Here is a 17364-nt window from a genome sequence, read left to right as displayed (position 1 = left end):
AGCCGTCGCGCCGGTCGGCGATCGACGGCACGGCGGCGCCCGTCGACCAATCTAGTGATGCCCACCGATGGATAGCAAGGTGGTGGCGACGCGCCGACCGCCACCGGAGCCGCGGGCGCGCCCGGTGCGCGGACCGGGCCCTACCGCCGGCCCGGGTCGCGTCGCCTCGTCGGCGATAACCGGCCCCGGATCCATTCCCGTCAACCAGATTCGCCGTCGAAACCCGCGCTGTCGACTCGTGGCGTATCCCTGCCGGGCACGGTAGTGTCGGGGCCTGCCTTGGGTAGGGGGCCCTGTGGACAACGCACCAGTCGACCGCCGTCGGATTCGTCGCGGGAGAATCGCCACGTCCCTGGCGTTCCTGCTCTTCGGAACAGCGCTTGGGGTGTGGACGGCGCGGATTCCGGCGGTGAAGGAGAAGCTGGGGCTCAGTGACGGCCGGTTGAGCGTCGCGCTGCTGGCCTTTGCGGCCGGCTGCATCGTCGGCATGGCGTTGCTCGGTCGCCTCACCGACCGTTTCGGCAGCACCCGGGTGCTCATTCCGTCGGCGATCCTGGAAGGGGTGCTGCTCGTCCTTCCCGGATACAGCGACACCCTGGTGGTCCTGTCGGTCACCCTGTTCCTCTTCGGCGCGACGCACGGCACGTTGAACATCGCCATGAACGCCAATGCGCTTGAGGTGCAGCGGGCCTGGGGAAAACCGATCATGTCGTCGTTCCACGCCATCTACAGCATCGGCGGTTTCCTCGGGGCCATCGTGGGCAGCTTCTTCGCGCGCAGCGGGGCCAGCGTCGGCGTCACCTTCCTCACCGTCGGCGCGGGGGTGCTGGTGCTGGCCGTCTGGGCGGCGCTGTGGGTGCTGCCCGCGGCGCGCGCCCCCGAGGCCGCCGCCGGCTCGCCGACCGCCGAGCAGGGGCCTTCCCGCCGTTCCCTGCTGCTGGTCTTCTTCGGCGTGCTGGTGCTGTGCACGCTCGTCGGCGAGGGCGCGGCCGCCGACTGGAGCGCCGTCTACCTGCGGGACAACCTGGAGACGAGCCCAGGCTTCGCCGCGTACGGATTCGCCGCGTTCTCGATCATGATGACGGTGGGCCGGCTCTTCGGCGACCGGCTGGTGCGCGCCCTGGGACCGGTCACGCTGGTGCGGTTCAGCGGCGCGCTCGCGGCGTGCGGCCTGGGCGCGGCCCTGCTGGTGCACCACCCGGTCGCCGGCGTCGTCGGGTTCGGGCTGCTGGGCGCCGGCCTGTCGTGCATCGCCCCGCAGGTCTACTCCGCCGCCGGGAACCAGGATCCGAGCCGCGCCGGCCGGGCCCTGTCGACCGTGGTCAGCATCGGCTATCTGGGATTCCTGTTCGGCCCTATTCTCATCGGTGCCGCAGCGACCGTGGTGGGATTGCCGTCGGCGTTGTGGATTCCCGTGGTGCTGGCAGTTTTCGTCGCGGCGGGCGCCACCGCGATGCGGGCACCGAGCCGCGCCGGCGAGAAGCAGGACAATGCCCCGGTCCCGTCAGCGGGGGTCGAGCGCTGACGGTTGTCCGCCGGGGACGGATGTCACCTGGAAGGAACCGCGCTTGCACATCATCGAATGCCATTTCGAGTGCACCGGATTCGACGACTCTCTGGTACAGGCGGGCACCTCCGTCTATCTGTGGAATCTGCTCCGGCAGTTCCGCGACCGAGGGCACCGGGTCACCGCGTTGACCGCGGCGCACGGGCTGATCCCACTCCTGCGGCGGGACCACGACGTCGTCGAGACGGATTGGCGGTCCACCGGCGAGATAACCATTCCGGTCGACCCCGAAAGATGGCCGGGTCATCCCGGTGGCGTCACGGTGGACGGATCCGCGCGCGCCTATCGGATGACCGTCGAGGGAATCGACGTGATCCTGCTCGGCAACGAGATTCTCGATTCCCACACCGACACGCTGCACCCACCGGCGGCCGCCGAGGGGACGGACCCGACGTTCCTCAAGCCGCTGGTGTTCCAGATCCTCGCCGCCCGCTTCCTCTCCGGCCAGGAAACCGCGCAGACCGTCGTGCACCTGCACGAGCCCGTCCTGCACCACCTGCTGCCCGCGGCGCTGTCGACGTACGGCTTCCCCGTCGTCTCGACCGTGCAGACGAACCTTCCGGTCAACTCCAAGGTCTACGCGCCGCAGGCCCGGGCCCTGCTGCGCGACCTCGACGCCGACCCCGCGGTCGTCGACGGGCTCGCGGACCCGCCCCTGGACGCGCCGCTGCACCGGGCCATGCGGGCGTTCCTGCCGCAAACCCTGCTCTACCGCGACCAGCCGCAGCGGCCGGGGCACGACTACGTCAGCGCGCTGGCCCTGGTGGCCCGCTCGGCCGACGCCGTGGACTTCCTCTCCGAGGGGCAGCTCGAACACGCCCTCACCCAGGCCGAGACGCCGTTCGCCCAGCTCTTCGCCGAGCTGGCCGTCCGCCGCGAGCTGTGGTCGCGGGCGGACCGGCTGATGGTCGGCGGGTGCGCCATCGGCGACGAATGGCTGGACGTGGCGCGCGACGACGAGCGGCGGCGGCGGACCCTGACCGCGCTCGGCCTCGACCCGGCGCTGCCGACCGTCTACCACAACGGCCGGTACTCGGTGGAGCACAAGGGGCTGCGGGAGCTGTTCCGGGGGACGCGGCGGCTGCTGGACGAGGGCGAGCGCTTCAACCTGCTGCTGCACTGCCTCGCCCCGCACCCGCCGCAGGACGCCGACCTCGCCGCGCTGGCCGCCGACCACCCCGGGCAGGTCCGGATCCGCACCGGGCCGATGCCGCCCGCGGAGCTGATGGACTGGGCCGCATCCAGCGACCTGTGCGTGTTCCCGGCGAAGTTCGAGATGGACACCTTCCTGATGGCGATGGGCGAGGCCATGGCCAGCGGCGCCGTGCCGGTCGCCACGGCGCAGCGGGGCATGCGCCACTTCCGGCACTCCTTCGACCTGGACGCGCCGACGGCGACCGGGCTCGCCCTGCCCCGCTCCTTCCGGGTCGCCGACCCGGACCTGACCGACGCGGTGCACGACGGCCTGGCCCGCATGCTGGCGCTGGTCCGCGCCGGGTCGCCGCTGGTCGACACGCTCCGCTCGCGGGCCGTGGCGACCGCCCGCGAGTTCACCTGGTCCCGGGCCGCCGACCGGTTCCTCGCCGTGTTCGCGGCGTGCGTCGCGGGCACCTGGCCCGGCGGGCGGTCGGGCCCCGACGTCCTGCCGCCGACGTCCTCCCCCGGCCACGACGCTGGCGTCGGCACGGCGGTCGCCGGCCCGGACGGGGTCTCGGTGCGCTGGGCCCACCCCGAGGCGGCCCGGGTGGAGCTGGTGTATCCGGGTGACCCCGTGGCGGTGATCGCGCTGGACCGGCAGGACGACGGGTCGTTTGCCGGAACCGGTCCGGCGACCGCGGGCCCGGTGGCCGTGCTGGTGACCTGCCGGGACGGCCGCTGCGTGTGGGCCGGTGCCCCGGTCGCGGCCACGACCGGCTGACGCACGGCCGGGGACGGGGCGCGTGCCCCGTCCCCGGCCGTGCGGGGCGCGTCAGTCGGCGAGGGTGAGGGTGACCCCCACCTTCTCCAGGATCGACTCGCCGGCGACTACCGGCGCCATGCCCGCGCCGCCACCGGCGGGCGGGGCGAGCGGGCGCACCTCGGCGTCCGGATCCGCCTCGAAGAAGAAGACCAGCGACACCAGTTCCTCGTCGGGGTCGCTGGCCGGGGGCGCCAGGACGCGGTGGCGCAGCGCCCGCCACCGGCCGTCGGTCCAGAGGTTCATCATGTCGCCCAGGTTCACCACCAGCGTGCCGGGCACGAACGGCGGCTTGAACCAGCCGTCCTCGGCGTTCCACGCCTCCAGCCCGCCGACGCCCTGCTGCCGGTCGAGGAAGGTGATCGTGCCGAAGTCGGAGTGCGGCCCGACCCGCATCTGGCCCTCCTCCAGCCGCCCCACCGCCGACAGCGGCGGGTACCAGTTGACGTTCTGCGTCCACGTCGCCCGCTGGGAGCGGGAGGTGAAGTGGTCGGCCGGGACGCCGAGGGTGACGGCGAGGACCTCCAGGACATCCAGCGCGAGCCGGTTGAGGTGGCCGGTGTACTCGGTGGCGACCTCGCGCAGCTCCGGCAGCTCCGTCGGCCACTTGTTGTCCGGGTAGTAGAGCCAGTCGAACCTCGCGTCCCCGGTCCGGTGCTGGGGGCCCATGTGGTACGCCTCGTGCAGGTCGGGGGCGCTGACCATGCCGTCCACCGCGCTGGCCTGCAACGCGCCCAGGCCCCGCCACCCGTTGTCGTACGGGCGGCTGACCGCGTAGCGGCGCTTCTGCTCGGGGGCCAGCCGCATGAACGCGTGCCCGACGGCGCGCATCCGCGCGGTCAGGTCGGCCGGCACGCCGTGGCCGGCGAGGAGGAACATGCCGGTCTGCCGGAGCGCGGCGTCCAGCTCGGCCGACGTCCGGGCTCGCTCGTCCGGGTCCGCCGACCGCCAGCGCGTCAGGTCGAGGGTGGGGATTGCGGTTGTCATGCGCTGCTCGCCTCTCGTTCGGTGATGCCGGTCATGACCTGGGTCGCGAGTCGCACCTCGCCGTCGTAGGAGGCGGGCGCGGGGCCGTCGACGAAGCGCTTCGGGTCGCCGATCGGCGTCTCGGCCCGCCAGGTCAGCGCGGGGATGTGGGCGTTGATGAGTTCGCCGTCGGCGCGCAGCAGCGCCGACGACGGGTGGTACATGTGCAGCAGCGGGTCGTCGTAGGAGTCGAACGCCGAGTTGGTGTCCATCCGGTAGCTGAAGTCGTTGTCCTCGCCGCCCCAGCCCTCGAACCGTTCGTCCATGCCGTCGATACGCAGGAACGCCGACTTGCGCACCCAGACGCAGCAGCCGGGCGGGCGGCGCAGCACGAAGGCCCGCAGCCGGTCCGGGTCGACCTGGGCGCTGCCCTGGGCCAGCCGCTGCTCGATGGCGTAGGCGGTGGACTCGGCGTCGAGGCACCACATGTCGCGGTAGCTGAGGTGGCCCATCGTGCCGGGGCGGTTGAACCGGCGTGCGTTGCGGGCGACGAAGTCCCGATCGGCCAGCACGTCCGCGTCGAGGATGCACACCACCTCGGGGTCGCACGGGGCGTTGACGACGCCGACGTTGACCGCCCACGACTTGTTGAACAGGCCGTCCTTGTGCACCCACAGGTAGTCGTCGGCGTACGCCTCGATCACCTGCTGCGAGCGCGGCTCGGTGTCGGCCTCGACGACGAGGACCCGGTACTCGTCGCGCGGCGCGGACTGGTCGCGCAGCGAGGCGAGGCAGGCGAGCAGGTTACGCAGCCGGGTCCGGTCGGGCGTGCGGTCCCGGAACGGGACGACGACGAGGATCTGGGCGCGTGCCGGGTCGCCCGGCGGGGGCCCCGGCGGGAGGGTGCGCAGCTCCTCGAAGGACGCCCAGCGCCGCACCGGCCGGGTGCCGTACAGCGCGCCGAGGTGGCTGCCGAGGCGGCAGTTGGACTCGGCCCGCCAGCCGTGGGCGAACAGCGCGGCCACCTTGTCCGACGGCGGCGCGGCGGCCAGCGCGGTCAGGGCCCGGTGCAGGGCGGCGTACGCCCGGGGGTTGCGGGTGTCGGCGAGCAGGGCCTCGGCCAGCCGGCGGACCTCGGCGTCGTCGACGTCGCGCACCGCGTCCACCACGGCCCGGGTGTAGGGGCGTCCGCGTTCCCAGTAGAAGATGCTGGACTCGGGCGCCTGCGGGTCGGCGGCGACGACCAGGCTGTCGGCGACGGCCGACGCGAGGGTCTGCGGATGCGACGGTTGGACGAGGGACATCGTCAACTCCCCGGGTAGTGGCCGAAGGTCGGGCCGGTCATCGGGCCGCCCGGATGGCGGGACCGGGCGGGCAGCCGACGCCGGTGCCGTGGCGGGGGCGCGCGGCGTCGACGCCGGCGGCGCGGGTCACCGGTCCGTCCAGCTCAGGACGCCGGCCGGGGCCCGCCGTGCCGCGGTGGTCCGCTCGTAGGGCAGCGCGCCGTCGGGCATCCGGACGACCTCGACGTGCAGGCCGATCGGGCTGCGCACGTAGACCCACCGGTCGCCGGCGATCGGCCCGTCGTCGATGGTCTCGGGCGCGCCCAGGACGGTGAACCCGGGACGGGCCGCGAGGTGACGCGCGGCGGCGTCGACGTCGCGGACGTGGACGGCGAGGTGCCGGCCGCCGACGTCGCAGTTGCGCGGCGGCGGGACCGCCCGGTCGGTGCCGGCGAAGGTCCGCAGCTCCACGTTGTCGGTGGGGCCCATGCGCAGGGTGGCGACCTCCACCGGGCCGTCGGGGTCGGTCTCGGCGGCCCGGTGCAGCAGCTCTCCGCCGAGCACGTCGGCGAACACGGCGAGCGCCTCGTCCAGGTCGGCGACGGTGTAGCCGATGTGGTCCACCCCGCGCAGCCCCGTGATCGGCGGCGGACCGGGCGGAGCGCCGTCGCGGTTGGTCCAGGGCCCGTCCGGGCGGTGCCGGGCCGCCGGGTCGGGGGCCCCGGGCGGCGGCGACCGCAGCTCGAACGCCAGCCCCCACGGCGTACGGAAGCGGGCCCGGCACGCCCCGGCGAGCGGTGACCGCCCCCCGGCGGCCGGGACGGGGCCCTGCGGGGTGAGCCCGCTGAGCCGGTGCACGGCGGCGGCGGCCTCGGCGACGTCGGCCACGAGGAAGCCGAGGTGCTGGTGGCCGGGGTCGTGCCGGCGCGGCGGCGTGGTGGCCTGCCCGGCGACGGCGTACTGGAAGAGTTCGAGGTTGGTGGTGGGGCCGAGGCGGATCAGCGCGATCTCCGCCGTGGCCCGGGGCGGCACGTCGAGGTGCTCGCTCATCCAGTCGTCGCTGCGGGCCAACGGCGGCAGGCGGTACACGACCTCGCCGCCGAGGACGTCGACGGCGAACGCGGTGGCCGCGTCGAGGTCGGCGACCGTGAGCGCCACGTGGTCGACGCGCTGCGCGCCGGGTATGCCGGGGCCGGTCATCGGTATCTCCCGTCGAGCAGGGTGAGCGCCGCCAGCGAGACGGCGTCGGTGAAGCTGCCGTCGGCGACGAGCTGCCGCAGCTCGGCGTGGGTCACGAACCGGTGCACCAGGTCGCTCTCGCTGGCCTCCCGCGCGGGCGGCCCGGCGACCAGGTCGGTGGCGAGGAAGATGTGGCAGCCCTGGCTGGCGTAGCCGTACGCCACGTGGACGCGGCCGAGGCGGCGCATGCTGCCGGCGGTCAGGCCGGTCTCCTCGCGCAGTTCGGCGGCCGCGAGCTCCTCGGCGCTGCGCCCGCCGGCCGGTTCGGGCCAGGAGCCCTGCGGGAACTCCCAGTACCGACCGCCCACCGGGTAGCGGTACTGCTCGACGAGGTGGAACCCGTCCGGCTCGGCCGGGACGACGAGGGCGAAGTCCGGCTTGTCGACGACGCCGTAGACGCCGCGGGAGCCGTCGGGGCGTTCCACGGCGTCCTCGCGCACGGTCATCCAGGCGTTGCGGTAGACGGTGCGGCCGGTGATCCGGCGGGTCACCGGGCCACCCGCGGCACCCACCGGGCCACCCGCGGCACCCACCGGGCCACCCGTGGCGCCCACCGGGCCGTCCGGGGCGCTCACCGGGCCGCCCACACGCCGTCGGCGACCAGGAGCCGGGCGGCCTCGCGGACGCCCCGGACGGTCACGCCGGCGGTGGCGGGGGTCCGGGACAGCAGGGTGCTGGTCAGGCAGGTGTTCTCCGGCCGCCCCGCGTAGCGTCCGGCGGCGCGCGGCTCGGCGACGACGAGCCCCGGGTCGACGCCGAGCTCCGCCGCGATGAGCAGCGCCCAGTCGGCGCGCGAGATCCGGTCCGGTCCGCCGAGGTGCAGCAGCGGGAGGTCGCGGGCGGCCAGCACGGCGGCCGTCACCGCGGCGACGTCGTCGACCAGCACCGGGGTGGTCCACTGGTCGTGGGGGACGGCCACCGGTTCCCCGGCGAGCAGGCGGTGCGCGCAGGCCGCGAAGAAGTTGAGCCACTTGGCGCTGTCCGCCGGCTCCCAGCCGTAGACGAGGCTGACCCGCAGCACGGTGGCGGCGGCGTGCCCGGCGAACACCTGTTCGGCGGCGAGCTTGGCGCGGCCGTAGGCGTTCGGCGGGGCCGTCGGCGTCGACTCGGCGCAGTCGGGCCGGCTGCCGTCGAAGACGTTGTCGGTCGAGATGAGCACCACCCGGCGGTCACCGGCGGCGGCGAGCATGTTGCGGGCCGCCGTCCGGTGGCCGGCCATCGCCTCGTCCGGGTGCCGGTCGCACCAGGTCACGTCGGACGGCCCGTGGACCAGCACGACCTGCTCGGCCGCCGTGTCGGCGAACACGCGGGCGCAGGAGGCCGGGTCCGTGACGTCGAGCGGGGTCCACGGGGCCGCCGCGTGCTGCGGCGGGCGTCGGGACGCGAGGACGGGTCGCTCGCCCGCGCGGGCGAGCCGGTCGGCCACCGCCCTGCCGACGAATCCACTACCAACGATCAACGTACGCATGCGCGGCCTCCGCTGCGAGTCGGGGATCCGCGCCGGCCGCGGCGAGCATCCGGCCGACACCGATCAGGCTGTGGTCGTCGTCGGCCGCGCCCAGCATGAGCATCGCGCGCACCTGGGGCGGGGTCAGGCCGAAACAGCCCAGTTCGGTGAGTTCGTCGCCGAGGATGTCCACGAACGGCTGCCCCACGGCGACCGCGAAGCCGCCGATGAAGATGTACCGGCGGATGCCGATCGAGGAGAAGACGCTCGCCACCGCCAGCGCGAGCGGCCGGAGCGCGGCGCGCAGGACGTCGACGGCGAAGCTGTCCCCGCGCCGCACGGCCCCGGCGACGGCCTCGTTCGTGATGCCCTCCGGGCGGCCCGCCGACGACGCGGCCAGCGCCGAGCCGGCGAACTCACCCGGCCGCTGCCGGGCGGCGACCCGCACGGCCCGCAGGATGCCGCGGCCGGAGGCGATGCCGCCGAGGTGTCCGCGACCGCCGCAGTCGCACGGCGGGGCGGTGCCGCTCCAGTCGACCCGCCAGTGGCCGAGTTCGCCGCCGAAGCCGGCGTCGTCGATGAGCACCTCGCCCCGGCGGAAGACCTTGCTGCCGACGCCCGAGCTGACGGTGAACAGGCAGAAGGCGTCGTCCTCGGCGCGGGCGTAGCGCCACGCCGCGGCGGTGATGTCGTTGACGGTCAGCACCGGGAGCCCGAGCCGCGCGCCGAGGTGGGCGTTCAGCGCCACCGACCCGCCGCCCTCGCCCCAGATGGTCGGGGCGGCGAGGGCGACGCCGTCGGCGGTGGTCGGCCCGGCGAACGACAGGCCCACCGCCCGGCTCCCGGCGGCCTCGGACCTGACGAGGTACGCGGCGAGTTCCGTGGCGAGCTGACCCAGCACCCGCTGCTGGAGCTCGGCCACGGGGGCGTCGGGATAGCGGGCCAACCCGTCGGTCGCGACGCGGCGCACCCCCCGTACGACGGGGTCGCCCGCCGTCACGTGCCCGATTCGCAGGGTCGTCCCGCCGATGTCGGCGACGACGAACAGGCCGCCCCGGTCGGTCATCGGTGGGCCTCGGCGGCGGAATCGGCGGCGCACTGCGCGACGGCGCCGTCCTCCAGGACGATCGCCCCGTCGATCCGGGCCCCGGCCGCCACCGTCGCCCCCGGCAGCAGCACGCTGTCGTGCACCACCGCGCCCGCGCCCACGCGGGCGCCGGGGTAGACGACGCTGTGCGTGATCTCGCCTTGGTTGACCAGGTCGGCCGGGACGAGCGAGCGACGGATCCCCGGCGCCTCGTCGACCATCCGCCGCGCGACCTCCGGCCGCACGGTGGCGGGCAGGTCGGCGAGGGGGATCGACGGCGGCCGCGCCAGCAGCGAGCGGTGCGCCAGGTGGTAGCGGTCGACGGTGCCGATGTCCTCCCAGTAGCCCGGCACCCGGTGGCCGCGGATGAGCTCCCCGCCGGCCAGCATGGCGGGGATCACGTCGCGGCTGATGTCGTGCTGCCAGGCGGTGCCGGCGAGCTGCTCCAGGTAGCGGCGCAGGATCTGGGCGTCGAACAGGCAGAACGCCGCGAACACCAGGTCGCTCGTGGGCTCGGCGGGCTTCTCGACGAACGCGGTGAGGTGGCCGGCGTCGTCGAACTCGACCATGCCGAACAGGCGCACGAAGCGGCGTTCGATCCGCTGGTACGCGACCGTCAGCGCGGCCTTCGACGCCCGGTGCTCACGCAGCATGCCCCGGTAGTCGAAGCGGTACACGTGGTCGGCGTGCAGCACCAGGATGTCGCGGGGCGCGCCGCCGAAGACCCAGCGTTCCTTGCTGATCAGGGCGTCCGCGGTGCCCCGCTCGGCGGGCCAGGTCCGTTCCGGCAGGGCGGCCGGGAGGGTGCCGGGCGCGGCGCGGCGGTACGCCTCGTCGTAGGGCCCGAAGTGGGCGCGGAACCCCGGTGTGCGGTTCCAGACCCGGTGCAGGTCGTCCATCAGCATGCGTTCCTCGTACTGCGACAGCAGCAGCACCTCGTCGAGGCCGGAGTCGCAGGCGTTGCGCAGGCTGAAGTCGATCAGCCGGCTCGTCCCGCCGAACGGGATCAGCGGCTTGAGGCGGCCGGCGCCCAACGGGCCCATCCGCTCCCCCCGGCCGCCGGCCAGCAGCACCGCGCGCACGCCGTTCATCCGTGGCTCCCCTGCGTCGGCGCGGACGGGGCCGCCGCCATCGACGTCCAGTTCGGCTCCAGGCCGGCCAGGGCCGCGGTCAGCTCCGCGGGGGTCACGTCGTCGACGAAGCGGGCCTGGCCGATGCCGGCCGTGAGGGGGATGAGCTGCCGGCCGTCGCGGTGGCGCACGGTGTCGGCCAGCGCCTCGGTGAGCAGCTCGGTGGAACAGACCGGATGCCAGGTCGGCAGGCCGAGCTCGCCCAGGACCCGGCGCGCGCGGGTCAGCTCCTCGGGGGAGAGCAGGCCGCGGTGGTGGGCGAGCACGAGCGACAGCGCCATGTCCACGGCGACGGCCTCGCCGTGCAGCAGCTCGGGAAGCGCCCGCATCTCGATCACCGGCGAGAACGAGTGGCCGTAGTCGACGACCCGTTCGAGCTGGTGTTCCCAGAGGTTCGGCTGCAACTCCTGGAGCATGCCGCCGATCGCGAGGCGGATCACGGCCAGCGCCGCCGCGCCGCCGTCGGCGCTGTCGGCGGGCTGCATCCGCTCGGCGACGATGCGGGCGCCGTGGACGGCGAGGAGCTCGAACAGGCGGCGGTCCTTGATCAGCGCCATCTTGAGCACCTCGGCGAGCCCGTTGCGCAGGTGCCGCGCGGGCAGCGTGGCCAGGAAGCCCGGGTCGATCAGCGTGGTCGCGGAGGGGTGGTACGTGCCGAGCCGGTTCTTGTGGTCGCTGAAGTTCACGCCGGTCTTCGAGCCGATCCCCGCGTCCACCATGCCGATCAGGGTGGTCGGCACCCGCACGTACGGCGTCGAGCGGCGGTAGAGGCTGGCGGCGAGCCCGACGATGTCGGTGAGCACTCCCCCGCCCACGGCGATGACGGGTTCGCGGCGTCGGGCCACGCCGAACGCGTCCATGGCCGACACCACGCGGAACACCGACGCCATCGTCTTGCGGCGCTCGTCGGCCTCGATGACGCACAGCTCGTAGGTCACCCGGTGGGCCTCCAGGTAGGCCCTGATGCGTTCGCCGAACAGGACGTCCACCTGGGAGTCCAGCACGACGAGGCGGCGGCGGCCGGGGCCGCCGTCCGCGCTCGCGGCGGTCACCATCAGGTCGGAGGCCGGGTCGAGCAGCCCCCGACACAGGCGCACCTCGTAGCTCACCGCCTGCGAGGCGTCGACCCGCCAGCTCGGGTTCTCGTCGTGGTCCAGGGTCGACAGCCCGTTGCCGGACTGCCCTTCGGATACCGGTGTCGTCGATTCGATGAGTCCGTCCTCCGTCGTCACTACGGTTGCCCTGGTGTCACCATCGGGGTCACTGCGGTCAGCAGCTCGACGGTGACGCTGGCCGGGTCGAGGGCCGGCGTGGTCGACATCGTTGGTCGTGCCTTCTCGAACCGCTCCATGGTGGCCGCGATGTCGTCGGATTCGAGCTCGTAGATCGCGACGTACCGCCGGCGTTCGCCAGGGGTCTGCGGGAGGATGAAACGCTGCGCCCCGACGAAACCGGGGACGGCGAGAACCTCGGCGAGATGAACACGGTCGTACCAGTGATTGAACTCGTTCTCACAACCGTGGAACGGACTGGTGTGGATCAGCAGCAGGTGACGATTGTTCACGGCCATCACGCATTACTCCAACTATGACAGGGATGGCGGTTACGTGGCCTGGATCGCCGGGATCGACAGCAATATCCATGATATGCAGACAAGGACCATAACCGATCGGTCCGCACCCGGCAATGCTCCACCAAAAAGGATCTAGCCGGCACCCGTCGACGCCGGCCACATACACCTGACCAGCAAAGCCATTCTAAAATATTGACACGCAGCTATTGTTGCTGAATCATGCACGACCATGGATCATTTCCGAGTGCGCCGACCGAATGTGGCCGGGCTCGCCGTGTTCACGGCAATGACAACCATCCTGGCAATGGGAATCGCATCTCCAGCAAATGCTGCGGGCGAGGTGCGGGGAACCGGAGATCCGGGCGCCATCGACGGCAGTTACCTCGTCGTGTTCGACGACCGGGCCGCCGGCGACAGCCGCGCGGACATCGCCGCCCTGACCGGACGGCTGGCCGCGAAGTACGACGTCGGGGTGGAACACACCTACGCGCACGCGCTGCGCGGTTTCGCCGGCACGATGAGCCGCGCCGCGGCCCGCCGCCTGGCGGCCGAGTCCGGCGTGTCGTACGTCCAGCAGAACCGCGCCGTGCGGGCGCTGGACACCCAGCCCAGCCCGCCGTCCTGGGGCCTGGACCGGATCGACCAGCGCGACCTGCCGCTGGACGCGAGTTACTCGTATCCGACGACGGCGTCCACCGTGCGCGCGTACGTGATCGACACCGGCATCCGGACCACCCACACCACCTTCGGCGGCAGGGCCACCTGGGGCACCAACACCACCGGCGACGGCCTCGACTCGGACTGCTCCACCAACGGCCACGGCACCCACGTCGCGGGCACCATCGGCGGCGCCCAGTACGGCATCGCCAAGGGCGTCTCGCTGGTCGCGGTCAAGGTGCTCAACTGCGGCGGCAGCGGCACCCTGGCCGGCGTCACCGCAGGCGTCGACTGGGTGACCGGCCACCACGCCGCCGGCGTGCCGGCCGTGGCCAACATGAGCCTCGGCGCCAGCGGCGCGCAGGGCGCCCTCGAGGACGCCGTGCGCAACTCGATCGCCGACGGCATCGTCTACGCCATCGCCTCCGGCAACAGCAACCTCGACGCGTGCAACTACTCCCCCGCCCGGGTCGCCGAGGCGATCACCGTCAACGCCAGCACCACGACCGACGCCCGCGCGTCGTTCTCGAACTGGGGCACCTGCACCGACATCTTCGCCCCCGGCGACGGCATCGTCTCGGCGTCCAACGGCAGCGACACCGCCACCGCCACGCTCAGCGGGACCTCGATGGCCACCCCGCACGTCGCGGGCGCCGCCGCGCTGGTCCTCGCCGGCAACCCCGGCCTGACCCCGGCCCAGGTCGCCAGCGCCCTCTTCGACGCCTCGACCCCCGGCAAGATCACCAACCCGGGCACGGGCTCGCCGAACCGCCTGCTCTACACCGGCTCCGCGCCGCCGTCCCCCGGCACCGCCACGCTGACCCGGTACTACGGGGCCGGCGACCACGTCAGCTCCACCACCCACCCCGGCGGCAGCTACCAGGCCGAGGGCCCGCTCGGCAAGGTGCACACCAGCGCCGTCGCCGGCACGCACGCCCTCTACCAGTGCCGGGTGGGCAACGACAGGTTCACCTCCGCGGCCGCCAACTGCGAGGGGCAGACCTTCCTCGGGGTGATCGGCTACGCCTACGACTCGCCGTCGGCGACCGCCAGCCAGCCCCTCTACCGCTGCCTCGTGCGCGGCAGCGGGGAGCACTTCGACTCGCCGGACGCGAACTGCGAGGGGCAGATCGTCGAGGGGCCGCAGGGATACCTGCTCCCCTGACCGTCGCCCGCCCCACCTGCCGACGGGCGGGGCGCGACCCGGTCCCGTGGCCGCGCCCCGCCCGTCCCCGCCCGTCCCCATCTGCCCCGCACCGCGTCGGGAGGACGCATGAGACGACTGCTCGCCGTTCTGGCCGCGCTCATCGTGCTGCCGTTCACCCCCGTCCTGCCCACCGCGTCCGCCCACGCCGACGGCTGGTCCGGGCCGCAGTCGACGATCGTCAACCGCAACGGCCGCAAGGTGATCCAGCTCTGCGACCAGGGCGGCGGCTGCCGGACGACCACGCCGTTCTTCATGGCGCTCAACACGCAGAGCGCCCCGATCGGGCAGAACAACTGGTCGTACTTCAACTATCAGGCCCAGCTGGCCGCGGCGAACACGGCCGCGCCGGAGATGAACGTCGCGCCCATGCTCCAGGTGCACCTCAACAACACCAGCGACGCGTTCATCGACCAGCTGGCGGGCCGGCTCAACCAGCTCAACCCCCGGCCGTACCTGATGGTCCGCATGTACCTCCAGGACGCGCCGCCCGGCGCCGAGCCCATGCGGATGAAGGACCTCCAGGGCAACGTCCGCGACGACACGAACGGCGCGGGCCACCCGTGGACGTTCAGCGAGGCGTGGCTGGCCTACCAGGAGCAGCAGATCACCCGGGTGCTGACGCGGATGGACGCCCAGTATCCCGGGCGGGTCATGTCGGTGCTGATCGCCTACGAGAACGGCGGCGAGTGGTTCTACCGGCCCTACGGCTACGACGACACCGCCAACAGGATGCTGGACTGGGGCAGCCCGAGCCTCTGCGCCACCGGCCCGGACGGCGTGCGGGTCTGCCAGCTCTACCCCTGGACCAACGACGCGGGCACCCGGCCCGGCCCGCGCGGGCGGCACTCGTTCTACCTGGACGACTACTCCGCCAGCGCCGAGGCCGGCTTCTGCGCCTGGAGCGCGCTGCCGGCGAGCCTGGTCCCGGGCTGCCGGTCGGCCACCCCCACCGAACGCAACAACGCCGTCCCCGGCCAGTCGCCGCCGGCCTCTGGGGCGTCGCGCGGCACCGTGCTGGACCCCGCCGACATCAACTCGCTGCGGGCCGCCAAGTACAACCAGTACATGTCGTCGCGCAACGTCGCGGCCATCACCCGCCTGCTGGCCAAGGCCAAGCAGGTGACCGGCAACCGCGTCCTCACCGCCGTCTTCTACGGCTACCTCTACGGCCTGCGCACCGAGCTGGGCATGAGCGGGAGCACCGACCTGGCGACGCTTGTCGACAGCCCGTCAGTGGACATCATCGGCGTGCCCTACTCGTACGGCGACAGCCGCAGCCTCGGCAATGGCTTCGTCCAGCAGGGGCCGCCGGACACCATGCGGCTGGCCAACAAGCTGTGGCTGGACGAGGACGACACGCGCACCCTGTTGGCCTGCGCGCCGGCGAACTGCCAGCCGATCCCGTTCCAGACCGCCACGAACCTGTGGGACAGCATCCGCCTGCTGCGCCGCAACCTGACCACCGCCGCGATCGGCGGCCGGGCCATCCACTTCCTCGACCTACAGGGCGTCGGCTGGTTCGGCGACCCGGCGCGCGCCGCCGACTCGGAGACCCTGTGGGCGAACCTCCAGTCGGTGTTCCGGGCGGCCGACAAGATCCAGCACGGCGGGGCGAACGCCTACCAGCCGCAGGTCGCGGTGTTCGTCGACGACGTGTCGGCCAACTACCAGCCCGCCCTGACCCCCGCCGGGGAGAACTCGTACGCCTTCGCCAGCGACCAGCTCTCCAATCTGATGGACGACCTGACCCGGCTGGGCACGCCCGTGCGGCACTACCTGCTCAGTGACCTGGCCAAGGGCACCCTCGACCTGAGCGCCGTCAAGCTCGCGGTCCTGCCCAACGCCTACGCGGTCTCCCCGACGGTGCGCTCGGCGATCGACACCAGGCTGAAGACGCCCGGCCGCACCGTGCTCTCGCTGTACGCCGCCGGATACGTGCAGGGCGACCAGGCCGCCTCCACCGCCTCGATGGCCGCGCTCACCGGCATCACGGTCGCCAAGGGCACCGGCACCCCCAACCTGGGGCAGAACTATTCGTTCGTCGGGCAGAGCGGCGGGCCGGCGTACCCGCTGACCCCGTGGTTCACCGTCACCGACGCGGGCGCGACGACGCTGGGCACGTACCAGGCGGGCGGGGTCTCCCTGGCCCGCAAGTCCGTCCCCGTCGCGGGCGGAAGCTGGACGTCGGTGTACGCCGCCGCGCCCAAGCTGCCCCTGGCCGCGCTGCGCCGGATCAGCGAGGACGCGGGCGTGCACCATTTCGCGCCGGCCGGCGACGTCGTGGAGGCCGCCGGCAACACCCTGATGGTGCACGCCGGCACCACCGGCACGAGGACCGTCCGGCTGCCGCAGGCCATGCCCCGGGTGTACGAGACGGCCCTGTACCCCAGCGACGTCGAGCTGTGCCGCACCTGCGCGCAGCTGGCGAACCTGCCGTTCAACGCGGGCGACACCCGGGTGTTCCGCTGGACCTCGCCCCCGCGCGGCAACTTCGAGCTGCTCACCGGCTCCACGGTGGAAGGCTGGGCCGTCGACACCGACCAGCCGGGGACCTCTTCGGCGGTCGCCGTCTACCGGGGCGGCCCGGCGGGCGTGGGAACCCACCTGGGCGACTTCCCGACCGCGACCAACCGGCCGGACGTGAACGCGTACTTCGGCATCGGCGGGGTGCACGGGTTCCGGTTCACGCTGTCCGGGTGCACGCCGGGCACCCAACTCCACGTCTACGCCCTAGACCCGGAGGGCGGCACCGGCGACGGCAGCACCTACCTGGGGGCGCGCCCCTGCACGTGAGGCGTCGGCGGATCGCCGGGCCGGCGAACGATGCCGGTCCGGCGGCCCTGACCCACCCTGTCGATGCGTGAACGGTGACGGAACGACCGCCGCCCCGGTCACAGGCTCCAGCCGCCGACCCCACCACTGCCGGTGCCGCTGCCGTCACTTCGGTTGCGATGCTCGTCAAGCCTTCTCCGGGCTTCGGTCGACGCCTGCTGATCAAGAATCCGGCCGGAGGCGTCGATCGATGCCCGCCGGGAACGACGCCACAGCCAGACGGCTGCCACAGCTACCAACACGATGATGAGGATCATGAGCCAACGCACGTCAGCCTCCGTCCATCGGGCGACCACGGGCCCGATTAGCGGCCTGTAGGCGAATCGCTACCTCCAGCATGCGCAGCCCCAGTCAAGCGAACGGCGCCGACATGATCTACCCCTGTCTGTGTTTGAAGGGCGACGGAGCGCATGGCAGGC

At 73.2% G+C, this 17364-nt stretch carries 14 protein-coding genes; 4 read left to right on the top strand and 10 right to left on the bottom strand.

Features of this window, described 5'->3' with window-relative positions; all coding sequences use genetic code 11:
* The first annotated feature begins 295 nt into the window (after positions 1-295).
* Together O7628_RS27030 and O7628_RS27025 are read left to right on the top strand one after the other, a co-directional pair.
* Positions 296-1525: an MFS transporter gene (locus O7628_RS27030; RefSeq protein ID WP_278134833.1), complete on the top strand. Its 1230-nt coding sequence runs from the start codon at positions 296-298 to the stop codon at positions 1523-1525.
* A 304-nt stretch (positions 1526-1829) separates the two neighbouring features.
* On the top strand, positions 1830-3485 hold the full coding sequence (locus tag O7628_RS27025) for a glycosyltransferase (RefSeq protein ID WP_278134830.1): 1656 nt from the start codon (positions 1830-1832) through the stop codon (positions 3483-3485).
* A 51-nt stretch (positions 3486-3536) separates the two neighbouring features.
* On the opposite strand, the gene O7628_RS27020 is transcribed toward O7628_RS27025, so the two are convergent.
* The 9 genes from O7628_RS27020 to O7628_RS26980 all read right to left on the bottom strand — a co-directional run bounded on the left by O7628_RS27020 (position 3537) and on the right by O7628_RS26980 (position 12249).
* Positions 3537-4511 (bottom strand): 2-oxoglutarate and iron-dependent oxygenase domain-containing protein, encoded by a 975-nt coding sequence (locus tag O7628_RS27020; protein ID WP_278134829.1) that lies wholly within the window; start codon positions 4509-4511, stop codon positions 3537-3539.
* Positions 4508-5794 (bottom strand): glycosyltransferase, encoded by a 1287-nt coding sequence (locus O7628_RS27015; RefSeq protein WP_278134827.1) that lies wholly within the window; start codon positions 5792-5794, stop codon positions 4508-4510. Before O7628_RS27015 ends, O7628_RS27020 begins: the two co-directional genes overlap by 4 nt.
* Before the next feature lie 126 nt (positions 5795-5920).
* Positions 5921-6973 carry a VOC family protein gene (locus tag O7628_RS27010; protein WP_278134824.1) on the bottom strand — a complete coding sequence of 351 codons (1053 nt, stop codon included), beginning with the start codon at positions 6971-6973 and terminating at the stop codon, positions 5921-5923.
* Entirely contained in the window at positions 6970-7503 is a 534-nt protein-coding gene (locus O7628_RS27005) for an NUDIX hydrolase (protein ID WP_278134822.1), read from the bottom strand. Before O7628_RS27005 ends, O7628_RS27010 begins: the two co-directional genes overlap by 4 nt.
* Before the next feature lie 80 nt (positions 7504-7583).
* Entirely contained in the window at positions 7584-8480 is an 897-nt protein-coding gene (locus O7628_RS27000; RefSeq protein ID WP_278134820.1) for a sugar nucleotide-binding protein, read from the bottom strand.
* The gene (locus O7628_RS26995) at positions 8458-9525 is read right to left on the bottom strand and encodes an ROK family protein (RefSeq protein ID WP_278134818.1); all 1068 of its coding nucleotides are present in this window, start codon (positions 9523-9525) and stop codon (positions 8458-8460) included. The genes O7628_RS27000 and O7628_RS26995 overlap by 23 nt, the downstream gene beginning before the upstream one ends.
* A complete protein-coding gene (locus tag O7628_RS26990; RefSeq protein WP_278134816.1) occupies positions 9522-10637 on the bottom strand; it encodes a sugar phosphate nucleotidyltransferase in 1116 nt (371 codons plus the stop codon). Before O7628_RS26990 ends, O7628_RS26995 begins: the two co-directional genes overlap by 4 nt.
* Complete coding sequence (locus tag O7628_RS26985; RefSeq protein WP_278134814.1) at positions 10634-11908, bottom strand: sedoheptulose 7-phosphate cyclase; 1275 nt, start codon at positions 11906-11908, stop codon at positions 10634-10636. The genes O7628_RS26990 and O7628_RS26985 overlap by 4 nt, the downstream gene beginning before the upstream one ends.
* Complete coding sequence (locus O7628_RS26980; protein WP_278134812.1) at positions 11908-12249, bottom strand: DUF4286 family protein; 342 nt, start codon at positions 12247-12249, stop codon at positions 11908-11910. The genes O7628_RS26985 and O7628_RS26980 overlap by 1 nt, the downstream gene beginning before the upstream one ends.
* A 340-nt stretch (positions 12250-12589) precedes the next feature.
* On the opposite strand from O7628_RS26980, the gene O7628_RS26975 reads away from it, so the two are divergent.
* Both O7628_RS26975 and O7628_RS26970 read left to right on the top strand, forming a co-directional pair.
* Positions 12590-14071, top strand: a complete 1482-nt coding sequence (locus O7628_RS26975) for a S8 family serine peptidase (protein WP_347405220.1) — start codon at positions 12590-12592, stop codon at positions 14069-14071.
* Between the two features lie 108 nt (positions 14072-14179).
* On the top strand, positions 14180-16906 hold the full coding sequence (locus O7628_RS26970; protein ID WP_278134807.1) for a hypothetical protein: 2727 nt from the start codon (positions 14180-14182) through the stop codon (positions 16904-16906).
* 98 nt (positions 16907-17004) lie between these two features.
* Here the strand turns inward: O7628_RS26970 and O7628_RS26965 are convergent, their stop codons facing one another.
* A complete protein-coding gene (locus tag O7628_RS26965; RefSeq protein ID WP_278134805.1) occupies positions 17005-17202 on the bottom strand; it encodes a hypothetical protein in 198 nt (65 codons plus the stop codon).
* Between the last annotated feature and the right edge of the window lie 162 nt (positions 17203-17364).

The organism is Micromonospora sp. WMMD956 (assembly GCF_029626125.1).
Lineage (GTDB): Bacteria > Actinomycetota > Actinomycetes > Mycobacteriales > Micromonosporaceae > Micromonospora > Micromonospora carbonacea.
This window is presented reverse-complemented; position numbering and strand designations above follow the sequence as displayed.